Origin of the sequence: Burkholderia sp. BE12, from assembly GCF_002959955.1 — a bacterium.
GTDB lineage: Bacteria > Pseudomonadota > Gammaproteobacteria > Burkholderiales > Burkholderiaceae > Burkholderia.
The window spans coordinates 1-20,847 of the sequence record NZ_PREY01000060.1 but is presented as its reverse complement, the minus strand read 5'-3'; the positions used below and the strand labels follow the sequence as shown (position 1 = coordinate 20,847).

The window sequence follows — 20,847 nt, the reverse complement described above, 5'->3', positions numbered from 1 at the left end:
ATCAGTTCCGGGTCCAGGTTCAAGCCCTTGCCCGGTTCAATCGTCACTTCTTCCTTGCGTTTGCGTGGCATAAAGTGGCTCCTTGGCCATCAGTTTATGCCTCACACACAAACATTCGGATAGGTTCCCGGAATTTCGTGTGGAGGTATAACGTGACGCAACTTAGGAGCGTATATGCCACGCACCGAAGTCGCCACCGCCGGCCCCACCCGCTATCCCACCCGAGCCAGCCGATCACACAGCGCCGAAGCCGCACTGGACGCATTCATCAAGGGGCCAGAGCCAACCCTCTCCGGGGCGTCGGCACCACCTGGAAGCGAGCCTGGGATCGAATCATCCCATTCTTCGCGTTTCCACCTGCAGTCCGTCAAGTGGTCTATACGACGAATTCCATAGAAAACATAAACGCGTAAATACGCAAGTTCATCAGTCGTAGTCCATGTACATTATGTTCTCAGATCAAGGGGACCCGTAACCTCACTATTTGTTACCCCGTCTCAACACAACCGGCGTGATCCTACGCATCGTTCAGTCGCCCACACGAGCAGTCATACTGCCAATTAACGTGCACCCACACTCGGTATGATGGCCATGCAACGCAACGCGTTGGCCATCGATCGTTACCGTCGGATGCGCCTCGATTATCTTGTTAACTCCGTGTGGTCGTCCGTCCGGATATTTTTCCGGACAGTCCACCAGATCGTGCAAACGCGCAATCTTTTTACCATCGATGCTATGTGTTTCCGATCCGGTGATCACTCGTCCGCCATGCGAGGTCGCATCACCGACCACGATCATCTGCAATGCCATACCTACTCCCTATAACGTAACCGACTGCGAAGCGCCCCCGGCGCCGTGCGCACCCATCTGCTCAATCTCCGCCCATACACCTGCCGGGACGCCAGTGATAGCGACACTAAACGACTCGTCAGACTGCTGACGCTGAATCAGCAAATCATGAACAAACCGATGCTGATCGAAATCCTGTCCGTACATATAGGTATGCTGACAGAAAAAAAAGCGATCCCCTGGCTCACCGATTCCCCACTTCACCGCGCGGAGGTAACGAGGAATGAAATCCTCGAAACGGTCAAGGTAGGGACGCTCGCCGTCGACATTGCCGGATTCGATCAGTGCAGCCAGAATCTCGTCGGGCTCCGTGTGCGCCGTGAGGGCGTTGACGTCCGCCGGCTCAAGCTGAACCATGACGGAACGGCAGATCCTCGCGATTGCCATCGATTCGTTTCGGATGTGCTGCCACTCCTTGTGGCGCCCTCGGTACATCCACTGCTCGATTGGGCTCATGAACATGGCGCGAATCTGCTCACCCCACGTGTCGAATACCGCCGCCGTGTTACGCGGATCAAAGAACCGGACCATCGCGGTCATGTTGTCGCCAATATCCGCAAATAGGAATGCTTGCAGATGCGTGACGAGTGCATCCATCTCGACCCGGCTAGAGATCAAGGACAGGCATGGACTCTGACGATCGAGCTGATCGAGTTCTACAAACCAGTCCGCCTTCGTGTCGTCCACCGACACCAAAAACAGCGAAGCCGGTCCGAGTTCCTCTTCGGGCAGACCAGCGAAAACGGAGAGAAACGGTACGCCAGCACGCCGCAGCAAAGGCTCCACTTTCGGTGGACATACCGCCGCATCGACCAACCCCATCAGGCGAGCTTGCGAGGGTGTAGTTTGTAGTTCCATCTGAAATCCCGATTATCGGCTTGCCTTCCAATTCGGCTCACGCCCACCCGGCTTGGGTCCTGCCATTACCCAAGTCGAGTTGCGAAGCGTTTGATGCGAGGCCGAGATAGGCCTTGCGCGCATCTCCGCCAACAAACACGACTCGCGGGAAACCATACCCACCTGGCGCGTACTCATGAAAATACGGCACCCGGAACCAGCAGCGGCTATCGTGTACGTAGTCATCAAATAGAGTGATGGCCCCTGCAGCCAACTTGTTCACGGCGTCGGGAGATGTATGCTGGCGCAGGAATGATTCCACGCCAGGTAATGGCGCAGCCATAACGTCGTCCTCCACGCGGTAGTTCTGCACAAGCGTCGACCAAACCGTGTTGAGCAGTATTCCGCTATACGCGAGCGTAACGCAGGGGGAATCACTCCCGGGCTGATCATGCGCGACGACAAATGTCGGTGGCACCTTGATCACATCGCCACCGCGGGTCACTATTGGACGATGATCCGTGCGCTTCACCTTCCACCGTTCGCACTGGTCCGGATACAGGTACCCGAGAAGCAGCCGCATTTCCTCCGCGCCCTGCCGCAGGTCGGTCTGATCGTTGGTCGCAACATCGAGCGGCCCCTCGCCCGGACGGGCAGGTTTGGGGTTAGCGACGCCAGGATGAGCCATTGCACCGCATAGCTGCTCGTTGCGCCGGTCCATGGCTTCGTTCAGCGCCGCCACCTGCCCCTTTTGCGCGCTCATGTATGACGTGTATCCTGCTCCCATCGACAAGGCGTTCGCCTGGAGCAACTGAGATTGCGACCTGAGCTTACTCATGGTCGGATCATTTTCCGACGCCTTTGAAACCGCCTGCTGTACCTTGTGCGGCGTCATCTTGTCTTCGTGCGCGCGCTTGAAGAACGACTGCCCCGTAACATAACGCTGCGGATTACCGATATCTGCGCGCAGCGTCCGCCACGCCAACATCTGGCCCAGTCCGACCTTCAGAGCGTCCTCCACACTGCTGACATTCTCGACGGTCTTGCGCCAAGCGTTAAATGCATCGATCACTGACTGGTCGAGAGCAAAGTCGGCAACCAGATCGGCGCGTTTACTTATCGTATCGCTATCCATCAGTGGAACGCCATACGAGGCGGCCTTCAGATACATATCGTGCAGCGGGATCTGGCTAAGCTTGTAACTGTCGTCACCAGCTTTCGCTGTGGCCCCTCCTTTACCCTGTTCGCAAGGCGCATAGCCGCCGCCGACGTCCGAATGGACCCCCGGATAAGCCACCTCGTCACGGATACCGCCACCGTAGCTGTCCCCGCTGCGGATTGAATCAAGCGGAAAACTCATACGCTGCTCGTGAACCGAGAACGCGTGGTAACAGAATCGCACATCCTTGGGAATATCAAGCCGACCGTCGTTAGCGAACGCGAAGTGCCCATCGAATGTGCCAAAGTCCACGGTCGCACGAGTCGAGTCGGGTGGTCCAACGGAGGCAACTGTATCGAAAAGACCGACGAAGTTGACCTTGTAATTCAGCGCATATTTGCCAGTCTGATATCCAATCCGCCCGTCCCGTGCCCACTCATTGATCAGCTTGTTGACGAATACGCGTGCGCATGCTGCTCCCCGCGAGAAACCAATCACGTTGATCCAGATCTGCTTGACCGTCTGCGGATATCGTCCCTCATCGGTCGCCTGCTTGTGAGCGAGACCCAATCGATCGGTGTAGCCAACCAGCGGAAGTTTGTGACCATCGGCCACTTCCGTGCAAACTCTTTGGACGTCGCTATCCGGAATCAGATTTCGGGTCTTGTCCGTAGCAATAGCCCGGTATATAGCGTTCAGTACCCTTGTGTAGCCCCACACGCAACGACTTCCAAAACCGGATGCCATTGACTTGCCGGAAGTCGAGTACGTCTGTTCACCAATCTCCTTGAATGGTGTACCCACACCCGCAATATAGAAGCGAAATATCCCCTCTTCTGACCGGTCTAGTGCCGCGTTATACAGTCGCGCAACATTGGAATGTGTGTGAACAAGCGAATCCCGGAACGGATTTGTCGGTCCGTCGTTATTGTTCGTGCCGTCAAAGAACAGTGTGATATGAAGTGTCTGAGGACAAGACATTAGAGCATCGCACACCAGCGCGCGCCCCTTTCTCAACGCCGTGACACTGCCCGCTATACGCCCTCCCTGAGGCATCGGATCGGCCCATCTGAGACTCATTGCGCGCTCCCTCCATTCCGGTATAACCTATTCCACTCCTGATCCAAAACCCCGTGCGCGATGTACGGATCGGTGTCTGAAGGGCGTATTCCGGGGTCGTTTAAGTCACCTTTCTGGCCGTCGGCCACCATGATGCGGACCCGATCACCCGGCAAGAAGACGGCCCACAGGCCACCCATAACCTTCCCATATTTCGGTATCCGAACATTTTCCGCCTTGTACCAGTACCCCGGTGTCTTTCCGTCCTGCTTCTTGTCAACCAGCCAGCGCACCGTCAGCCTCAGGTCCGGCTGCCATACAGAGGGGATGTCGCTGCAGCACATATCACCGCCACCGCCGTATGGCTTGTTGTCTGCTTCAGCAGGTAATACGTTGGGGCCGCCACCGCTTACTCCAGATCCCTCTGGCCCCTCAAATCCCCACTTGTGGATGTACCAGGGAGAGTAGTTCAGGGTCGAGGCGCCAACACCCAGCGTATCGTAGTGCCTCGGCAGGCTCGACAGGTCAAGCGGTTGCGCCATAGGGCCGGGATGCTTATCGCATGCTCCGAGGCCAAAAACGGCAGCAAAGGCAACGACCTGGATCGCACGTCGCCCGTAATGGAAAAGTCGGTCTGTCATCATGGATAAGTCTACGGATTAACGGGGCACCAGGGCTGCTCCGCCCCGGGCTGCCTTAAGCATGCATTCGACACAGATCTTCTTCGGAGATAAATCGACCATCTGGTCCTTCGGACCTGGCAAATCATGAGAAGCTGCGTACGCGGTAAATTTGCCTGTCGTGCCGCTCACTACGCCGCTCGCGTCCATATTCAAGAAACTGCCGTTGACCTCGACGCGGAATTTGTGCGCGCGCAGCAGAATTTCCTCGCTTTCCAGCAGGATCTGCTTCTGTGCCCGCGCCACGATTGACTTCGTCAGCGCGTTCAATACGATGTCGCCCGCAGCCGAGACAAGGTGCATAGGACCAGTCTGCGCAAACAGGCGAAGTGTGTCGCGCACCGTCGCGAAAAGGCTGCGTCCGCTCGCAATACCAATATGCCCTTCTGTTGTGATCGCGGCCTGCTGAGACGCCACGTGCACGGTCGCTGGCGTGGTGATCTCGATACCCGCCTTGCCGTCAATCACCAGATGCGGTTCCGACAACTCCGGAAACGCGTTGTTGCTGCCGGCACCCGCGCCACGAATCTGCTCGTTCTGTGCCGCAATGGTATTGACGATGTCGGCCTGATGGCCATCCGCATCCTGCGCCTCGCTCTGCTGCGCGATCTTCGTCAGCGCGTCATGCAGTTGCTGCGCCTTTCCGAGCCGATCGACGGTCTCACTCATATCTTTCGCGGCAGCCGTTGCGCCCGAACGCGTCTCGGTCGTCACCAGCATGCCGCGGTTCGCGCGCAACACGCCCCAGGAATTCGTTGCCAGTTCCCACCCGGTGCCGCGAGCTTCGCTTCGCCCCGCATTGCCATCAATGCGTGTGTTGTAACCGACTACGAGGCGTGACTGCTCGTAGTCGCTCGACACTTGCACCTGCAGTTTTCCTGGCGTGTCGTCGGCTACAACTTGGTTCGCCTGCGTTCCCTCGAGATCTCGGGAACGTAGCCCCGACAGCGTCTGGTTATCCGGCAGCTTCCACTGTACGAAGTTATTTCCGTTCGATACGCGACCTGTTATAAGCGGGCGGTCCGGTGCCCCATCCAAAAACGACACTACGACTTCGTCGCCGATTCGAGGAACATGGATCATCCCAAATCCCGCGCCTGCCCAAGGATGGCTCACGCGGACCCAACAGGAACTCCGTTCATCACGCTGGCCGATCCGATCCCAATGAAACTGCACCTTTACTCGGCCCAGTTCATCCGTATAAATGCGCCGACCTTGCGGACCGACAACGGTCGCTGTCTGCATCTGCATAACGGGTTTATGGTGTTCGTACGGGCTACGGAAGGGCACCGATTTACGCTGCGCCTCGATTTCAACCAAGAAGAAACCCTCAGACCCATCGAAATGAGTGCCCCCGAAGGTCGATTGTCTGTCGAAGGTAGCTTTCGCTTTAGCCAAGCGCCCATTCAGACTGTGAGGAAGGTCTCCGTGATGGTTCGATCCCGGCAGGTTGTTCTCGATCAGCCATATCACTTCGACGACTGCGAATTGGCTGCGCTCGCTCGACTCCCGATCATGCTCCGGGTGCCCAACCAGCTCAAACCACCGCCCGGCGTCGACACCGCGCAGCCCCCCCGTGCCGTAAAACCGCTTTTCGCGTGACTCCCACTCCTCCATACGAACTTTGGTGAGATGATCGCCGCGCTCTTGATCAAGATACGTATAAGGGCCGGTGTACTCGTACATCTCCAACTGCTCCGGCAACTCGTGTGACATGGTCGGGATATTGGTGCCCTTCGGATTCGCGAGCGGCGACGGATACTTATAGTCGAATGTGCGAGTGGTCAGAGCCGCGCTATGGAGGGTGCGCAAGCCTGACCAGTGAACCAGCGCGTCGACCTCGCTGTTCGTACCGTATCGGGAGAACTGAACCGATCGTGCGGCGAGGGGCTCGCACGTATCTAGGTGATCCGTGATGGTCAGGGTATGGGAGTTGCCATCATCGGCCTGCTTCCAGATGCTGAACAGTCCTTCCTCTTCCATCAACCGGTGGACGAAATTCCAATCATCTTCATATTGAGTACAGTACGATCTCGACGGAAGCGGCTTGGACAGCGCAAAGTCAAATCGGCCTTTAGCATGCGGATGCGCGTTGAATACATCCCGGAGGATCTCGTCAACAGGCTTGTCCTGCCAGATACGCTGATCACGACGAAATTTCAGAAAATGCATCCATGATGCAAAGCTGATCTGGTAGCTGGTCAGTCCGCCTTCTGATCCCAGTCTTCGCACGGCATAGACGTAACCGTTTCGAGGCTGATAAGACCGATCTCCCTGCTGAATCCAGAGGGTAACGGGTTGACCGATCAGTTTTTTCAGCTTGAGGTCGCTGCGTGTCGACAGGACATCGATTGAAAAGTCGAAATGTCGGCCGATCCGAGACCAGCCCACAGTGCGCTGAGGCAGCAGTACATTTTCCCCCAAGGGAGTATCGAGCTTCAGCAGCCGATCTTGCTGAAGCAATCCGCCTTGCATCGCCCTCACGATGTCTTGCGCATCCATTTTTGTCCTTTTATTACTTTTTTCTTACTTTATTGTTACTAGTATGACACAGGTTCTCCGGCGCGATTCTACAGTCAAACGCGTCACCAGTAAGGTGAACCAACGTCAAATGGATTTGATGTGCATACATGCACGCGTGCCTGGCCGTCGATGTTGGTATCTCGCTGCCGAGCTTGCGAATTAAGAACATGCTTAAATGACTGAAGGAGATGCGACGCTCACGTGCGTCCATTGCGCTAGACAACGATCCCGAGTTCGCTGGTACGGTGCTGGATTCATGAGCCCACGAAGCGAGCGCCACACTAATGTTCATTCACCCCAGCAAGCCAGTGGAGAACGCCTACATAGAGAGCTTCAACGGGCGCTTCCGCGATGAATGTCTAAACAAGCACTGGTTCGTCCCGGTTGGAAAGCTCTCGGAGATTGGCGCTCCGCGCACGCACCCGACAAACCCGGCTTAACACGGTAATTGCCGGCGTCCTTGGGATGTAGGTCGATTCGACAAGGCCGTCCGGCTCCACCGACGCGGCCGTGTTCAAGTTACTGCGGCGGCCGCTTCAGCTTCACCCAGCGCTGCACCGACGCCCGCTCCCACTGCGCACGCGCATAGTCGGCGAGGCGCTGCGGCACCGGATCCCCATTCAGCACCAGACGGTTCAGCATCACCGCGATCGACGTCGGCAATGCTCCACTCGCCGAACAGGTTCGCCGCGCCCGGCGCGAGCAGCTTGTCGGCAGCCGCGAACAGCTTCTGCGCGGCGGCCTGCGCGAGACTCGACAGCGGCTCGCTCGACGGCCCGTAGAACAACACTTCGGTCGACCGCTCCGTGCGAATCGGCATCAGATCGCTGCGCAGCCACGCCTGCACCTGACGCGCCCGCGCACGCTGGCGAGGATCGGCCGGATAGATCCGAGTGCCCGGGAAGGTCTCGTCGAGATACTCGGTAATCGCCGACGATTCCGACAGCGCAAAATCGTCGTGCACGAGCGTCGGCACGCGTTGCGTCAGCGATGTCGCCGCATAGTCCGGCGCGAAATGCGCGCGGTTGCCGAGATCGACGGTCACCAGTTCGTACGGTAGCGATTTTTCCTCGAGCGCGACGAAGACCGACATCGCGTAAGGGCTCGTGTATTGCGCATCGACGTAGAGACGGAGATTACCGGTTTGCACTGCTGGCTCCCTGTGGGTACGGAAGTCTGCGACCGCGGGTTCGCGCGTCGACAGGCTCCGGGTGGATCAATGCGGCGTGTTCGACAGATTAGCAGCGGCGGCACAGGTGTTGTTCGATGTTTCGTGTGCGCCGCTGCTGCGTGGTCATTCGGTGGCCGGCCAGCGGTAGCCGATTACTTCGTTCAACGGGTACGCGAGTTCGCGCACTTCTTCCAATTGATTGCCGCCGAACAGGTGCACGTGTTCGTCGTCGTGATGCAGGTAGAAACCGACGTGCCCTTTCCAGCTCGTCGGGTCGTCGCGCGTCAGGATCGCAATGCAACCGTAGACCGGGCGCTCCAGCGGTTTGCCCCATTCGAGCCACGAGCGCGCCAGCGCGGAGCCGGTGCCGCGGAATCCAGCGTGCGCCATGCACCAGTTCACGAAGGATGAGCACCAGGAAATTTTGTCGTCGTAGCCGACCAGGTTCGTCTGGTTGTTGTACTCGACGATGCGCGGGTTGATGCTGCCCGGCGGATGGCGGCGAATGCCGAGTTCGGCCAGCGCGACGGGCATCCAGGGTGGATGGGCAGCTTTCAGTTTGCTCTCGGAGTTTGATAGGGTCACGTCGTTCTCGGGCACGTGTCGGTGTTGTTTCGCTTAATCTTCGCACGAATAGGGCGAATCGACAGCGCCCTTCACAGGCTGCGATTTTCGTCGGGTGCGCCCGTATCATGGAGGCAGCGCCCTCGACTCCCTCCCCGCCATGCGCATCACGCCCCTGCCGCCTCTTCAGTGCCTCATCGCGTTCGAAGCCGCCGTGCGGCACGCGAGTTTCACGAAAGCCGCCGCCGAACTGCACCTGACCCAAAGCGCGATCAGTCGCCAGATCCAGCAACTCGAGGAATTCCTCGGCCGCTCGCTGTTCGTTCGCGAACACCGTTCGCTGCGGCTGACGATCGCCGGCGAGCAGTACGCGGCACAAGTCCACCATCTACTCACGCAATGCGCGCAAGCCACGCACGACGTGATGAAACCGTACGGCGATCTCGAACTGACGATCGCGTGCTCGTCCGGTGTCGCGCTGCTGTGGCTCACGCCACGGCTACCGAACTTTCGCGCCACGTATCCCAACATCAAGCTGCGCCTGATCGTGCGCGACAGCCTTGCATCGATGTCGCCCGCGGAATTCGACGTCGGCGTCTACTACGTGCGCCAGCAGGCGCCGGCCGAATACACCGCACGCCGGCTGTTCGACGAAGAAGTGTTCCCCGTCTGCGCGCCCGGCTATCTGGCCGACCGCACGCTCGACGCGGCCGATCTCGCGAACGAAACGCTGCTGCGCCTCGAGGACGGCCAGCGCCAATGGATGTCGTGGTCCGAATGGTTCGACATGAACGATGTCGACCGGCAGAAGGCACAACCGCAGGACATCACGATCAATTCCTATCCGCAGATCGTGCAGATGACGATTCTCGGTCAGGGCGTGTCGCTCGGCTGGCGCTACATGATCGACGCATGCATTGAAGCCGGCCTGCTCGTGCGCGTGACGGAAGCGTCCGCGAGCCACGGCGGCGGCTATTACGTGATCTCGCCGAACGACCGCGCGCAGAACCAGGCCGCCCGCCTGTTCACCCGCTGGCTGTTCGAACAGGCGGAGCAACAGACCGGGGCCTGAATGCCCCGAGCGCGACGCATGCGTGCAGCGCATGCCTGCATGCGAATCTTTCGTTTCAGAAAAAATTGCAGTGCTCCTTAGCATGGGATTCACGCGGGGCAGCCGCCCCGTCTCCTGACAAAGGACGAGACCATGCAAGGAACGCTTTCCCCGCGCGCCGCGCCTTCCGTCGATGCGGCGATGCAACAGCGCCGCCGCGCCATCGTCGCGACCGTGATCGGCAACGGCCTCGAATGGTTCGACTTCACCGTCTACAGCTTTTTCGCGGTGATCATCGCGAAGCTGTTCTTCCCGACCGGCAACGAACTGACGTCCGTGCTGCTCACCGTCGCGACGTTCGGCGTGGGCTTCTTCATGCGGCCGGTGGGCGGCATCGTGCTCGGCGTCTATGCCGACAAGGTCGGGCGCAAAGCCGCGCTGTCGCTCACCATCCTGCTGATGGCGGCCGGCACCGCGCTGATCGGGATCGCGCCGACCTACGAACAGGCCGGCATCGCCGCGCCGCTGTTGATCGTCGTCGCGAGGCTGCTGCAAGGCTTCTCGGCCGGCGGCGAGATGGGCGGCGCCACCGCCTTCCTCACCGAATACTCGCCGCCGGAGAAGCGCGCGTATTACTCGAGCTGGATCCAGTCGAGCATCGGCTTCGCGGTGCTGCTGGGTGCGGCGACGGGCACCTTCGTCACGACCTCGCTCGACACGCAGGCGCTGCATAGCTGGGGCTGGCGGCTGCCGTTCCTGCTCGGGATCGTCGTCGGGCCGGTCGGTTACTACATTCGCAGCCAGATCGACGAGACGCCCGCGTTCAGCGCCGTCGAATCGCAGGCGAAGGAAAGCTCGCCGCTGAAGGAAGTGCTGCACACGTATCCGCGCGAGACGTTCGCGAGTTTCTCGATGGTCATCCTGTGGACCGTCTGCACCTACGTGCTGCTGTTCTACATGCCGACCTATTCCGTGCGCACGCTGCATCTGCCGCAATCGACCGGCTTCGCGGCCGGCATGGTCGGCGGGCTGATGATCATGTGCTGCTCGCCGATCGTCGGGCGACTCGCCGACGTGTGGGGACGGCGCGTGTTCCTGTCCGGCTCGGCGCTCGCGATCCTCGTGCTGGCGTGGCCGATGTTCTCGTGGATCAACCATGCGCCCGGGTTCGCGTCGATGATCGTGTTCCAGGCCGTGTTCGGCGTGCTGATCGCGACCTATACGGGGCCGATCCTCGCGGCGTTCGCGGAGCTGTTTCCGACCAAGGTGCTGTCGACCGGATTATCCGTTGCGTACAACTTCGCGGTGACGATCTTCGGCGGGTTCGCGCCGTTCCTGATCACGTGGCTCATCGCCCACACCGGCAGCAACATGGCGCCGGCGTTCTACGTGATGCTCGCGGCAGCCGTCAGTTTCGTCGGCACGCGCTTCGTGAGGGATGCGAAGCGTGCGGCCTCCACGACTCGATAAGGACATTTCCTCATGACCATTACCGTGCTTCAAGGCGGCAACGTGCTCGACCTCGAACGAGGCGTGTTGCTCGAACATCATCATGTCGTGATCGAAGGCGAGCGAATCGTCGAAGTCACCGATCGGCCGGTGGATTTGCCGAATGCGCAGGTGATCGACGTGCGCGGCAAGACCGTGATGCCGGGGTTCATCGATTGCCATGTGCATGTGCTGGCGTCGAATGCGAACCTTGGCGCGAATGCGACGCAGCCGAATATTCTCGCGGCGATTCGGTCGCTGCCGATTCTCGATGCGATGTTGTCGCGCGGATTTACCAGCGTGCGGGATGCCGGGGGCGCGGATTGGAGTCTGATGCAGGCGGTCGAGACGGGGCTGGTTTCGGGGCCGCGGATTTTTCCGTCGGGGAAAGCGCTGTCGCAGACCGGCGGGCATGGGGATTTTCGGCCTCGGGGGGATTTGCTGGAGCCGTGTTCGTGCTGCTTTCGGACGGGAGCGATTGCTCGCGTGGTTGACGGGGTTGAAGGTGTGCGGCTCGCGGCGCGTGAAGAAATTCAGAAAGGCGCGACGCAGATCAAGATCATGGCTTCAGGCGGCGTGGCGTCTCCGACCGATCCGATTGCGAACACGCAATATTCGGAGGACGAGATTCGGGCGATTGTTGATGAGGCTGAAGCCGCGAATACTTATGTGATGGCGCATGCGTATACGGGGCGAGCGATTGCGCGGGCTGTGAGATGCGGCGTGCGGACGATCGAGCACGGGAATCTTGTGGATGAGGCGGCGGCGGCGCTCATGCATGAGCGGGGGGCGTTTGTGGTGCCGACGCTGGTGACGTATGACGCGCTGGCGAAACATGGGGCGGAGTTTGGGATGCCGGCGGATTCCATCGCGAAGGTGGCTTCCGTGCAACAGAAAGGACGCGAGTCGCTTGAGATCTATGCGAATGCCGGCGTGAAGATGGGGTTCGGGTCGGACCTGCTCGGTGAGATGCATGCGTTTCAGTCCGGGGAGTTTCGGATTCGGGCGGAGGTGCTTGGGAATCTGGAAGCGCTCAGGTCGGCGACGACGGTGGCGGCGGAGATTGTGAATATGACCGGGGAGCTTGGGGTCGTTGCGGTTGGGGCGATCGCTGATCTCGTCGTGCTGGATGGGAATCCGCTCGAGGATATTGGCGTCGTGGCCGATGAAGGCGCGAAGGTCGAGTATGTGTTGCAGCGGGGAGCGGTTGTGAAGCGGCGTGTCAGTGGGCGGTGATTTGACGCCATTCGGCTATTTCGGCAGGCGCGGTGCGGCCTCACAGGCCTTGCGGTCGTGACAGTTGTTGAAAGTCGCTGGAGGGGTGAATCGCGGCGTTCGCAGCAATGGCCAGGGCGGTGTCGCCCCGGCTAGTCAGTCGTGTTCGGACAATGCCTGCATTCCACTCGCTAGAACCGTATCAAGCAGCCCTTGCAGGTGTTATAGCGGCGACGGTCCACCGTCAGGATCGTGGTACGGCTGCTCTCGCAGCGCCAACTGGCCGTAGTCCGGCGTGATCGTGATCGTCCGTTTGGCGTCGCAGACATTGAGGTACACGCGGTCGCCCGGCTTGAATCCGAAGATCTTGAAATTGATATCGATCGCCTTCATCCACGGCAGGTACGGCCAGCCTCGCTTGGGAAGGTCCGGGTAGTTGCGCAGGACCAGCTCAAACGTCTTCTGCATGTTGACGGGTTTGTTCTTTCTGCGACGTGGCTTAGTATTGGCGTCAGCCATTTCCGACTCCTGAGGTGAGTTGGTGGTGGTCAGCGGGTCGTATGGGTTGCCGCCCATGCGGCCCGCGCTTTTTTCATGCCTTGGGTTCTCCTACTTTCTTCCCTCTTCGCTGCGTCTTGTTGGGCAAGACGGCTTTCTTTTGACCATCGCGGGCGGGGGAACTGCGTTCAGCTCCGATGGCGAGAAGCATGGCTTCATGACCAGTGTAGTCGGGCTGGCATCTCAGAAATGGGGAATTGAGGGGGATTGGCCGTTAGGTATAGTGATGCGCAACACACGACGGATACTGCAAATCTGTCAGGTGCGTAAGTCAAGATCTGACCTCTCAGTCAGCGGCAGATCAGGTCTGGGCTTGCTTGGCCGTTACTTCATCGAGCGCTGAGATCGACCCGATGCTGACTCGGAAAGACGGTGGCGTTGAAGATGGCTACCGCCCCGAAGCGGTCGGACGCATTTCTCGAAAACGGTCGTTCAATATGCCTCGTAGCGGTTCACGCGCAGAGGCGATCCACATCAATCCCCGCCAGCTACTCCCTCGCTCACCTACTGACCGCCACGGCTCAGCGACGCAGAGTTGCATGCGGCAAGGGACTTGGATAGTGTTACGTATTGATCGTATTACACAGGCATTTCCAAATGTCATTCGGGGATGGCTATGGGGAAGAAAAGTCGACTCAAAAAAGAGCGAGCGAACACTGAGGTAGCCGAGGTCGATCTTCGTGTCGCCCGCGCTGAGCTACTCGACGGACTTACCACACCTAAGGACCATTCTGGCACGGTGGCCGAATTTTGCCGCTCGCTGAGTGATCAAGAGGCATTCTATATTCCGTGCGAGCCGGAACTCTGGAGTCGACTTGGCTGCTGCGATACGAACGTTGAGAAATACATCATAAGCAAGGGGCGAGGCGAAGCAGTGTTTGGCTTTCGCATCTGGTCGAGTGGAGCAAACTACGTCGAAGCCGAAAGCCATACGATTTGGCGCGATGGAGGTGACCTCCGCGACGTATCATTTTCAAATGAAGGGGAAGCCCGCATTCTTTTCGTTCCAATCCATTCTACTTTTGCAGGGACGTTCGACGACGTTCCAAAGAAGATTCGCAGAGCCTTTGGCAAGCGAAACAATGACTATCTACAAGCCATTGAAAAATATGAGTCACACATAAGTCGACGGCAAATGTCCCGCGATGTAGCATGGGAGACAATGCTAACGTATGAGCAATGGCTCGCTGGAAAACGATACGTTCCAATCACATCCCTTTCAGCGACGTAATCCGCAAATCTAATGTCAGTCCACCAAGCTCAAATATGCAATCACCAATTGAGCATCTAGTCGAATGGTATGAATCATTGCCACTAGATCACAGAGTCGATATTGCGGCCTTGGTTTCCTTTTGCCCTGGATTCGAACTGCCCATTATGAATCTCGATACGGCCGACATACCTGACCAATTTGTGAAAAAGGTGTTTTCCTACAAAGAAGGTGGCTATCGTGAGTTTGGCGCGGTTGTCGCACTCAGAGCTTTTATTCAACTCATGATCATCGACAAACGTTCTAGTCGGGAAGGCTGGAAAGAAACAGCTGCAACACTTGCGGAACTCGGCGAAATACATGACTCGGAAACGTTTCGCACAAAAGCCGGAGAAGCAAGGTTCAGGGGCGAGCAGTGGATAGTTTCATGTGAAAAGTGGACGCGCCTCTTGACCGGCCCGCTCTCCGACTTTGAAGTGCAGAAGCTGACGAACCCCAGTTCACTCTAGACTATCGCCCAGTTAGTGCAGGAGAGTGGCGCATGTCACAACATGCAACTTCCCGCCCGCTTGATCAGCCCACCCGTAAGGCTACAATGGGTCGTCAATCACCCGCGCGAGGCTGGAATGTCAACTCCAACACATGAACCTCAAGACCAAGAGCCGGAGCTAGAACGTTTGCTTGACAGTGTTCTTGAAAAGATAGACTCGACTCGTTATCCGAATATCGATATTCCGTTCCTTGACGCACTGCGAAGTGAGGATAGAGACGTTTGGCGGGGTGCAGTTACTGAACTTCAGGAGCTCACAGCTGGAATCAGGGATGCCATCGTCCGAGACAGCCGATTTCTCGGCGAGCATGTGAGAATGATGCGCAGCGGGTTAGGTGGCGGGTCCGGGTTTTATCCGAACTTTGTCGACCAAATCCTTGTTCGCCGTGCAGCTCAATTGGGCTCAGCTGGCAAGGCAATTCAGTGGCTCCAAAAAGTCTTAACTACTTCGGATGCAACAGGCCGATTGATTTTGACGTTGTGGGGAGTTCCTGTTGAGAGTGAGATTCAATTGACGGACGACGTAAAGATCGTTCCGGTGGAAAGGCTTCCTGAAAGCGAGCAAAAACAAATCGTGATCAACCACGCGTTCGGCGTTGGGGGAAGGATGCCCACGTCCGCACTCGATTTCGAGGCTCCCAAATCTGCGCTTGTGATAGAGCGACAAGTCGCATCGCTTACCTACGATGGTTCCGCGACGCCGCAACACGATGACTACATACCGACGCACGAGCTTCTACGCGAAATCGCTCTCATTCTCACCATAGTCGGCCCAAGAGTCTCCCTACCTGCAATGCTTTGGTTTACTTTTGACGACTCTGATTTCAATGTATGGCCTAGCAGCATGAACTCGCTGATGGAGATTGTGCCCACGCAATTCGGAAATAACGCAAACCTCGATCCGGAGGAAGCACCGGAGATGGTGAGGGCATACCTCGCGTTACCGGCAGGCACACGTCAACATGTACAGGTCGCGATTGAACGAATTAGTCAAGCGCAACGCCGTCGAAGCGTCGGCGATCGCGCAGTTGAGTTAGCCACCGCACTCGAAGCTCTTGTGGGAGACGGAGCTAACAACGAGATGACTCACAAGGTCAAAGTCCGCACGGTTCGATTGGTAGGCGGCTCGCGTAACGAACGTATTATCAATGCGACCATCATCAACAAGACCTACTCGATTCGAAGCAAACTCGTTCACACGGGACGGATTGACGAAAATGCTATCGCCTCAATCGCGGGCTCACACTTTACGGTGTCGCAGATCGTCGATCGAGGTCTGTCGTTGTGCGTCCAACTGACAAAAAATATCATCATGCGCGGTGAAATTCCGGACTGGTCGCTCTTTGATATTACAGAGCAGCCGGGCTACTCGGCCGACGGCTGAACGTTACCAAACTATCTGCTTTCCGCGATAAGCCTAGAGAAATCGCTGCGAAATCCCTGCCGCAGACGCGATGCGTGCGTCCGGAAACGCATTTCCAACGGACCTTGACGAAGGATTGGCGACAGTCCGCTTTTGGCCGAACTGAGTCAGATGAACTGACACTGTCTGTTTGGTCTAGTCCAGCTTTATACATGTCAGGTAACACTCCTGGATGCGAGTCTGTCAGTAAGGCATATGATGCTCCGAAGGAGACCATATGCCTTGCGAACCGAAATCCAAGCAGGTAGACCTGCGGCCGTTTCCCGCCGAGTTGCTTGAACAGCTCCGCCACCCCCGCTCTATTACTGAATTCGCTTTGGAAGTCCAACAATAATTTCGTCCATTCGACTCGTTACGTTTCGCTCTTCCACTAGCTTTCGCGCATCAAGATACCAATCATTAGAAACAGCATATCCCGGCTCGGATCCCGCTCGGCTTAGCTCAAGAGTCAGAACGCCATCTATCACGAGATAATTCAAATACGCATCCAGAGAATATTTTCCAACAACAGTAGCCTTTCTGTACACGTCCCGGCTTTTTCTAGAAAATCGATTTGCCCTAAACCCAACTTTCAATATTTTATACAGATTATCACGAATCACCTCATAGCCGTTCTCGTCAGCAATCTCCTTCGCCTGAAACGATAACGAAAGATTTTGACTAAATACACACCCCTCACCAAAGAGAGTCCTATCGATTTTTTCCGGAAGAAATCGATCATCAAAATTAACCCGAGTACCAAAAAACACAACCCGGTCCTTAAAATATTCACATCCAGCAAGGCTCGTGTAATTCTCGAGATAGCCGTTTTCGACCTTAATCTTACGGAGATCGAGAGGATAGAATCGATCATATATTGACAATCCTTGAAGATTCCATCCTCCAAAATAATTCCACAGCCGCTCCGATCTCTCACTTTTATCAACCGCACTTTCCAATGCCCAATACAAAAACGAGCTAACAGCTTTTCTCCACGGAAGACGTGATTCAATTTCCCTATCACCGAATTTCAAGAGATCTCGAAACCAACGGATGGCCTCATCGCTCATTCCAAATTTAGAATCCGGGAAAATTGACTTAAACTCATCAAGAAGTGGACCATCTCCTCGGTGAAATTCAGCCATAAACTCAATTTCCGGAGATGGAGAAAATCGCCCCTCTTTTATTCTTGTAGCCAAAAATCTAGACTTAAAGAAATACGTTAGAGAATCGTATTTGAACGATATCTCATCACGATCCCAACGCAAAAATGGATTACGGAGAAAATTAACTGGATTAACGCTATCGGAGCTGCCATCACATGCCGAAATCAGGTCAAGCAAGGCAGGTTTTGTAACAGTGTGCTGAGGTGCCCTTATTATCTCAATTAAGATATCAAAAAAATCATCAGGCCCGATGTTTCCGAGAGATTGCTTTGTTATCTCACGGTCCACAATCTTACGCATTAAAGTATCTAGCGGCTTACCGTTTGCAAAAAATCTTGCACTTTTTGATTCATCTGTTGCACCACGCCTTTTTCCCGAATTCTGCTCGACCAAATAATCACATATCAACGAGGCATATAATGGAATCGTAGTTACCCGCCCCACCTCCTCGGTGCTTCTAAATGCGCCAAGCAGGTCTTTTGCGTCAGTGATACTGGAGATCGGCAACCTACCCGTCAAGTAACGATCGGTGTCAATATCTGTAAAACCTTGAAGGCGACAAATTGACGTATTTCTAAAACTCTTAAATCTCTCGATATCGTAATCCCGGATCGTCAATATAACAAGAACCTTACCAAAACACTCCTCCAGATCCGCAAAAGATCTCATAAATCTATCGAAATTCAAAGATGCCCCGAGGTGAGACTCGATTTCGTCAAAACCATCAATTATTAATACGAAATTTCCACACGCAAGATTTATCTCGAAATTATGTCTCTCAATGCCACTATCGTCCTCCAAAAGGGAATTTTCCGCCGCTATCTTGTATAAATCACTAACAGAATCAATCAGCGAGTCAATTGCAATATCCCGAAAATCTGTCGCAGAAAACAAAACAACCCGCTTCCTGTTCTGCGAATTTATAACAGCCGATATATCATCACAGAACGTTGTCTTTCCAATTCCAGCAGGCCCAATTACAATATGAACCGGATTATAATCATTCGAATTAGTCAATATCGCTTGCACATACTGAGATGCACTCGTCGCGCCTCCCAATGGATTACCCAAAGCATCAACGGGTTGCAAGTTCTGTCCGATGAAATTTTCCGCTCGCTTGACAGGCGGACGGCTGGATGTAAAATCAGGAGGCAAGCAGTAGTTCCAAACAAAGTCATCAAAATATATTACGTTTACCTTGCGCCCTCCAGAATCAAAGCCAATGTCCTTTATAATATCGATAATGGATTTTTTTCGATCCACCTCCCCACCATCCGGACGCTGAACACGGGGTGCAATTATTTCCAGCGCATCCGGAAACTCCCTTCCGATACTCCCATTAAAATCAATCAAACTATTCTTAATGGCGGTTCGAGAACGCAGAAACAAAAAACCTTTCGTCAGCCCACCAAGATCCGCGACGACGTAATCATATACCAGTCGATTTGTATGATCAGATCGCCTAAATGGAGTATCTATTTTATGTTTCGGATGGCAAAGGCGTATCACCTCTTCAGCGCGCGGATTCTCGAACTTGCTACGCCCCAATGCTCTGACTGGTATGCGCTCCTCAATTGATTTTGGCAGGACCGGGGCATCCAGATCCGTCTCACTGAAAAACGCGATTCGAATTATCTTTACCAGAGAATCAAATGCTGCCGCCTGAAGCTCCTGATCGGAAACCTTACCCCCACTATCATGAGAGTAAGCATTCCCAACTCCTTGAAGATATTTAATTTCCGTTTTAAACATATTTGCATCGCGAGCAGCCTCTTTAATTTCAATTAACTTCGATGCATCCGCGATCAATTTTTCTAGCGCCCCTGTCGGCTGCCCCCCATGCCCCAATATAATTGCCTTACAAATCGCCTCAGCAGACTTTCTATACTTGTTAGCCGATTCCGATATTGGCAAATTTATATCAGCCTCAATCTCACCGAGATAACCAGAAATTCGCACAAGAACGTCTTGAATCGTTTCCAATCCTCACCCCGAAAATTATCAATTGTCATCGAATCTAAAAAAATCATCTCCCGTCGAACGATACTCACCACACGAATCATTCACATTCTGGATTAAAACCCTCAACTCTCATATGTTATCGATGTCACCTGGTGATCCAACGGAATGAAACGAGCGCAGCTAGACATTGCCCCGCGACCGTCTCCCCTCACTGGAAAATCTACTGCAAATACGTCTATTTCTCGAAACATGCCCGTCAGACGCCCTTAGGGACGTGCCTCACAAGGTACGACGAATCTGTCTATCATCCCCTCCAGAGACATACATCCTCTACTCCCTTCCAGAACCTTCACCGCCAGCATATCTCCTCCTCCAGCACCCCATCCTCGCTTTCCCAACGTAGTAACGCGTTCGTCATCGAATCAGCCGGCATCCACTTCACCAGCAGTTCGACAAATCGAAACGCCATCACGCCATCCGCGAACACACTCCTATGGAAAGCGCCGCTATCGAAGTTAACGGCAACATCATTGCTTTACTTGAGCTCCATAACCGCCATCGTCACTCACGCATTCAAAATACGACACAATCTGACGAGTAGATTCACTTCCATCGCTCGAGTCGGGAAACAGCCCATCCGGCTCGGTCGCCATCCCGTCATTAGCTATCACGGCCTGTACATTACTCTCCACAGAGACAGCCTTTCATCTTGGTCGCCCCAACAAGCTTCTACCAGCTTTCTATTCGGTTCGGTGGTGTATTTCTTGATTCGATCTGCCCAACCCTCAATCAATACCGCATTCACTGCCTCTGCAACCTGTTTCCGATCCGTGACATAAGAATCTGTCGGCGGTGCCCCCTTCGCCCTGACAATAGCAACCAGAGCCAAAAGCACAACAGCCACATCGGCGACTTTCGGTTTGAAATGTCTTCCCTTTTCTACGACGTTCTTGAAACCACGTCGGAATGCAAAAACGGCCACCGTGATCCCACGGCAGCCGCCCTCAGAAACACCCCAACCGCAAACCTCGAACCACCCCTTACTCATCCACCTTAAAAGCCGCCACCAACCTGGTCAATTCCCCCGCCTGCTGCCTCAAACTCTCCGCAGCCGCCGCACTTTCCTCGACCAGCGCAGCATTCTGCTGCGTCATCTGATCGAGCGACTGCACCGCATCCCCGATCTGATCGATCCCGGCACTCTGCTCCAGGCTAGCCTCTGCAATTTCGCTCATCATCGCGCTAACGCCTTGAACCTGCGAAACAACATCACTCATCACCTTCCCCGCCTCACTCACCAGCCGCGACCCAACACCCACCGTCCCCGCGCTATGCTCGATCAGCGCTTTAATCTCCTTCGCCGCCTGCGCACTCCGCTGCGCCAGATTCCGCACCTCCGAGGC

The 20,847-nt window shown here is 55.7% G+C and carries 16 protein-coding genes and 2 pseudogenes; 8 read left to right on the top strand and 10 right to left on the bottom strand.

Annotated features, from left to right (window positions below):
* Nucleotides 1–299 precede the first annotated feature (299 nt).
* Nucleotides 300–410, top strand: a pseudogene (locus tag C4B30_RS35525) (transposase); the annotation flags it as partial.
* 118 nt (nt 411–528) lie between these two features.
* Here C4B30_RS35525 and C4B30_RS34270 read toward each other — a convergent pair.
* From C4B30_RS34270 to C4B30_RS34250, 5 genes are read right to left on the bottom strand one after another with little or no spacing between them, the layout of a single operon-like run.
* Nucleotides 529–810 (bottom strand): PAAR domain-containing protein, encoded by a 282-nt coding sequence (locus C4B30_RS34270; protein WP_077179869.1) that lies wholly within the window; start codon nt 808–810, stop codon nt 529–531.
* A 9-nt stretch (nt 811–819) separates the two neighbouring features.
* A complete protein-coding gene (locus C4B30_RS34265; protein WP_105133650.1) occupies nt 820–1,707 on the bottom strand; it encodes a DUF4123 domain-containing protein in 888 nt (295 codons plus the stop codon).
* Between the two features lie 37 nt (nt 1,708–1,744).
* A complete protein-coding gene (locus tag C4B30_RS34260) occupies nt 1,745–3,925 on the bottom strand; it encodes a T6SS phospholipase effector Tle1-like catalytic domain-containing protein (RefSeq protein ID WP_105133649.1) in 2,181 nt (726 codons plus the stop codon).
* On the bottom strand, nt 3,922–4,548 hold the full coding sequence (locus C4B30_RS34255; protein WP_105133648.1) for a DUF3304 domain-containing protein: 627 nt from the start codon (nt 4,546–4,548) through the stop codon (nt 3,922–3,924). The genes C4B30_RS34260 and C4B30_RS34255 overlap by 4 nt, the downstream gene beginning before the upstream one ends.
* 15 nt (nt 4,549–4,563) lie before the next feature.
* Nucleotides 4,564–7,086, bottom strand: a complete 2,523-nt coding sequence (locus C4B30_RS34250) for a type VI secretion system Vgr family protein (protein WP_105133647.1) — start codon at nt 7,084–7,086, stop codon at nt 4,564–4,566.
* A gap of 305 nt (nt 7,087–7,391) precedes the next feature.
* Between C4B30_RS34250 and C4B30_RS36345 the strand changes: the two genes are divergently transcribed.
* The gene (locus tag C4B30_RS36345; RefSeq protein WP_442778469.1) at nt 7,392–7,547 is read left to right on the top strand and encodes an integrase core domain-containing protein; all 156 of its coding nucleotides are present in this window, start codon (nt 7,392–7,394) and stop codon (nt 7,545–7,547) included.
* A gap of 79 nt (nt 7,548–7,626) precedes the next feature.
* Here C4B30_RS36345 and yfcF read toward each other — a convergent pair.
* Nucleotides 7,627–8,200 (bottom strand): annotated as a pseudogene (gene yfcF, locus C4B30_RS34240) (glutathione transferase).
* 201 nt (nt 8,201–8,401) lie between these two features.
* Nucleotides 8,402–8,812 carry a TIGR02594 family protein gene (locus tag C4B30_RS34235; protein WP_105133646.1) on the bottom strand — a complete coding sequence of 137 codons (411 nt, stop codon included), beginning with the start codon at nt 8,810–8,812 and terminating at the stop codon, nt 8,402–8,404.
* 190 nt (nt 8,813–9,002) lie between these two features.
* Here C4B30_RS34235 and C4B30_RS34230 point away from each other — a divergent pair, with 190 nt between their 5' ends.
* The 3 genes from C4B30_RS34230 (at nt 9,003) to C4B30_RS34220 (ending at nt 12,617) form a co-directional block, all read left to right on the top strand.
* Nucleotides 9,003–9,914: a LysR substrate-binding domain-containing protein gene (locus C4B30_RS34230; RefSeq protein ID WP_105133645.1), complete on the top strand. Its 912-nt coding sequence runs from the start codon at nt 9,003–9,005 to the stop codon at nt 9,912–9,914.
* A gap of 132 nt (nt 9,915–10,046) precedes the next feature.
* The gene (locus tag C4B30_RS34225) at nt 10,047–11,363 is read left to right on the top strand and encodes an MFS transporter (RefSeq protein ID WP_105133644.1); all 1,317 of its coding nucleotides are present in this window, start codon (nt 10,047–10,049) and stop codon (nt 11,361–11,363) included.
* A 12-nt stretch (nt 11,364–11,375) separates the two neighbouring features.
* A complete protein-coding gene (locus C4B30_RS34220) occupies nt 11,376–12,617 on the top strand; it encodes a metal-dependent hydrolase family protein (protein ID WP_105133643.1) in 1,242 nt (413 codons plus the stop codon).
* Nucleotides 12,618–12,818: 201 nt separating this feature from the next.
* Here C4B30_RS34220 and C4B30_RS34215 read toward each other — a convergent pair whose 3' ends face one another.
* Entirely contained in the window at nt 12,819–13,115 is a 297-nt protein-coding gene (locus C4B30_RS34215) for a hypothetical protein (RefSeq protein WP_105133652.1), read from the bottom strand.
* 655 nt (nt 13,116–13,770) lie between these two features.
* On the opposite strand from C4B30_RS34215, the gene C4B30_RS35520 reads away from it, so the two are divergent.
* From C4B30_RS35520 to C4B30_RS35510, 3 genes are all read left to right on the top strand, one after another.
* Complete coding sequence (locus C4B30_RS35520; RefSeq protein ID WP_158683592.1) at nt 13,771–14,385, top strand: hypothetical protein; 615 nt, start codon at nt 13,771–13,773, stop codon at nt 14,383–14,385.
* Nucleotides 14,386–14,531: 146 nt separating this feature from the next.
* Nucleotides 14,532–14,873 carry a hypothetical protein gene (locus tag C4B30_RS35515; protein ID WP_158683590.1) on the top strand — a complete coding sequence of 114 codons (342 nt, stop codon included), beginning with the start codon at nt 14,532–14,534 and terminating at the stop codon, nt 14,871–14,873.
* 42 nt (nt 14,874–14,915) lie between these two features.
* Complete coding sequence (locus C4B30_RS35510) at nt 14,916–16,298, top strand: HEPN domain-containing protein (RefSeq protein ID WP_158683588.1); 1,383 nt, start codon at nt 14,916–14,918, stop codon at nt 16,296–16,298.
* 341 nt (nt 16,299–16,639) lie between these two features.
* Here the strand turns inward: C4B30_RS35510 and C4B30_RS35505 are convergent, their stop codons facing one another.
* A complete protein-coding gene (locus C4B30_RS35505; RefSeq protein WP_158683586.1) occupies nt 16,640–19,465 on the bottom strand; it encodes an NACHT domain-containing protein in 2,826 nt (941 codons plus the stop codon).
* A 1,019-nt stretch (nt 19,466–20,484) separates the two neighbouring features.
* Nucleotides 20,485–20,847, bottom strand: a 363-nt coding sequence (locus tag C4B30_RS34205; protein ID WP_234015491.1) for a methyl-accepting chemotaxis protein, incomplete at its 5' end; no start/stop codon positions are given.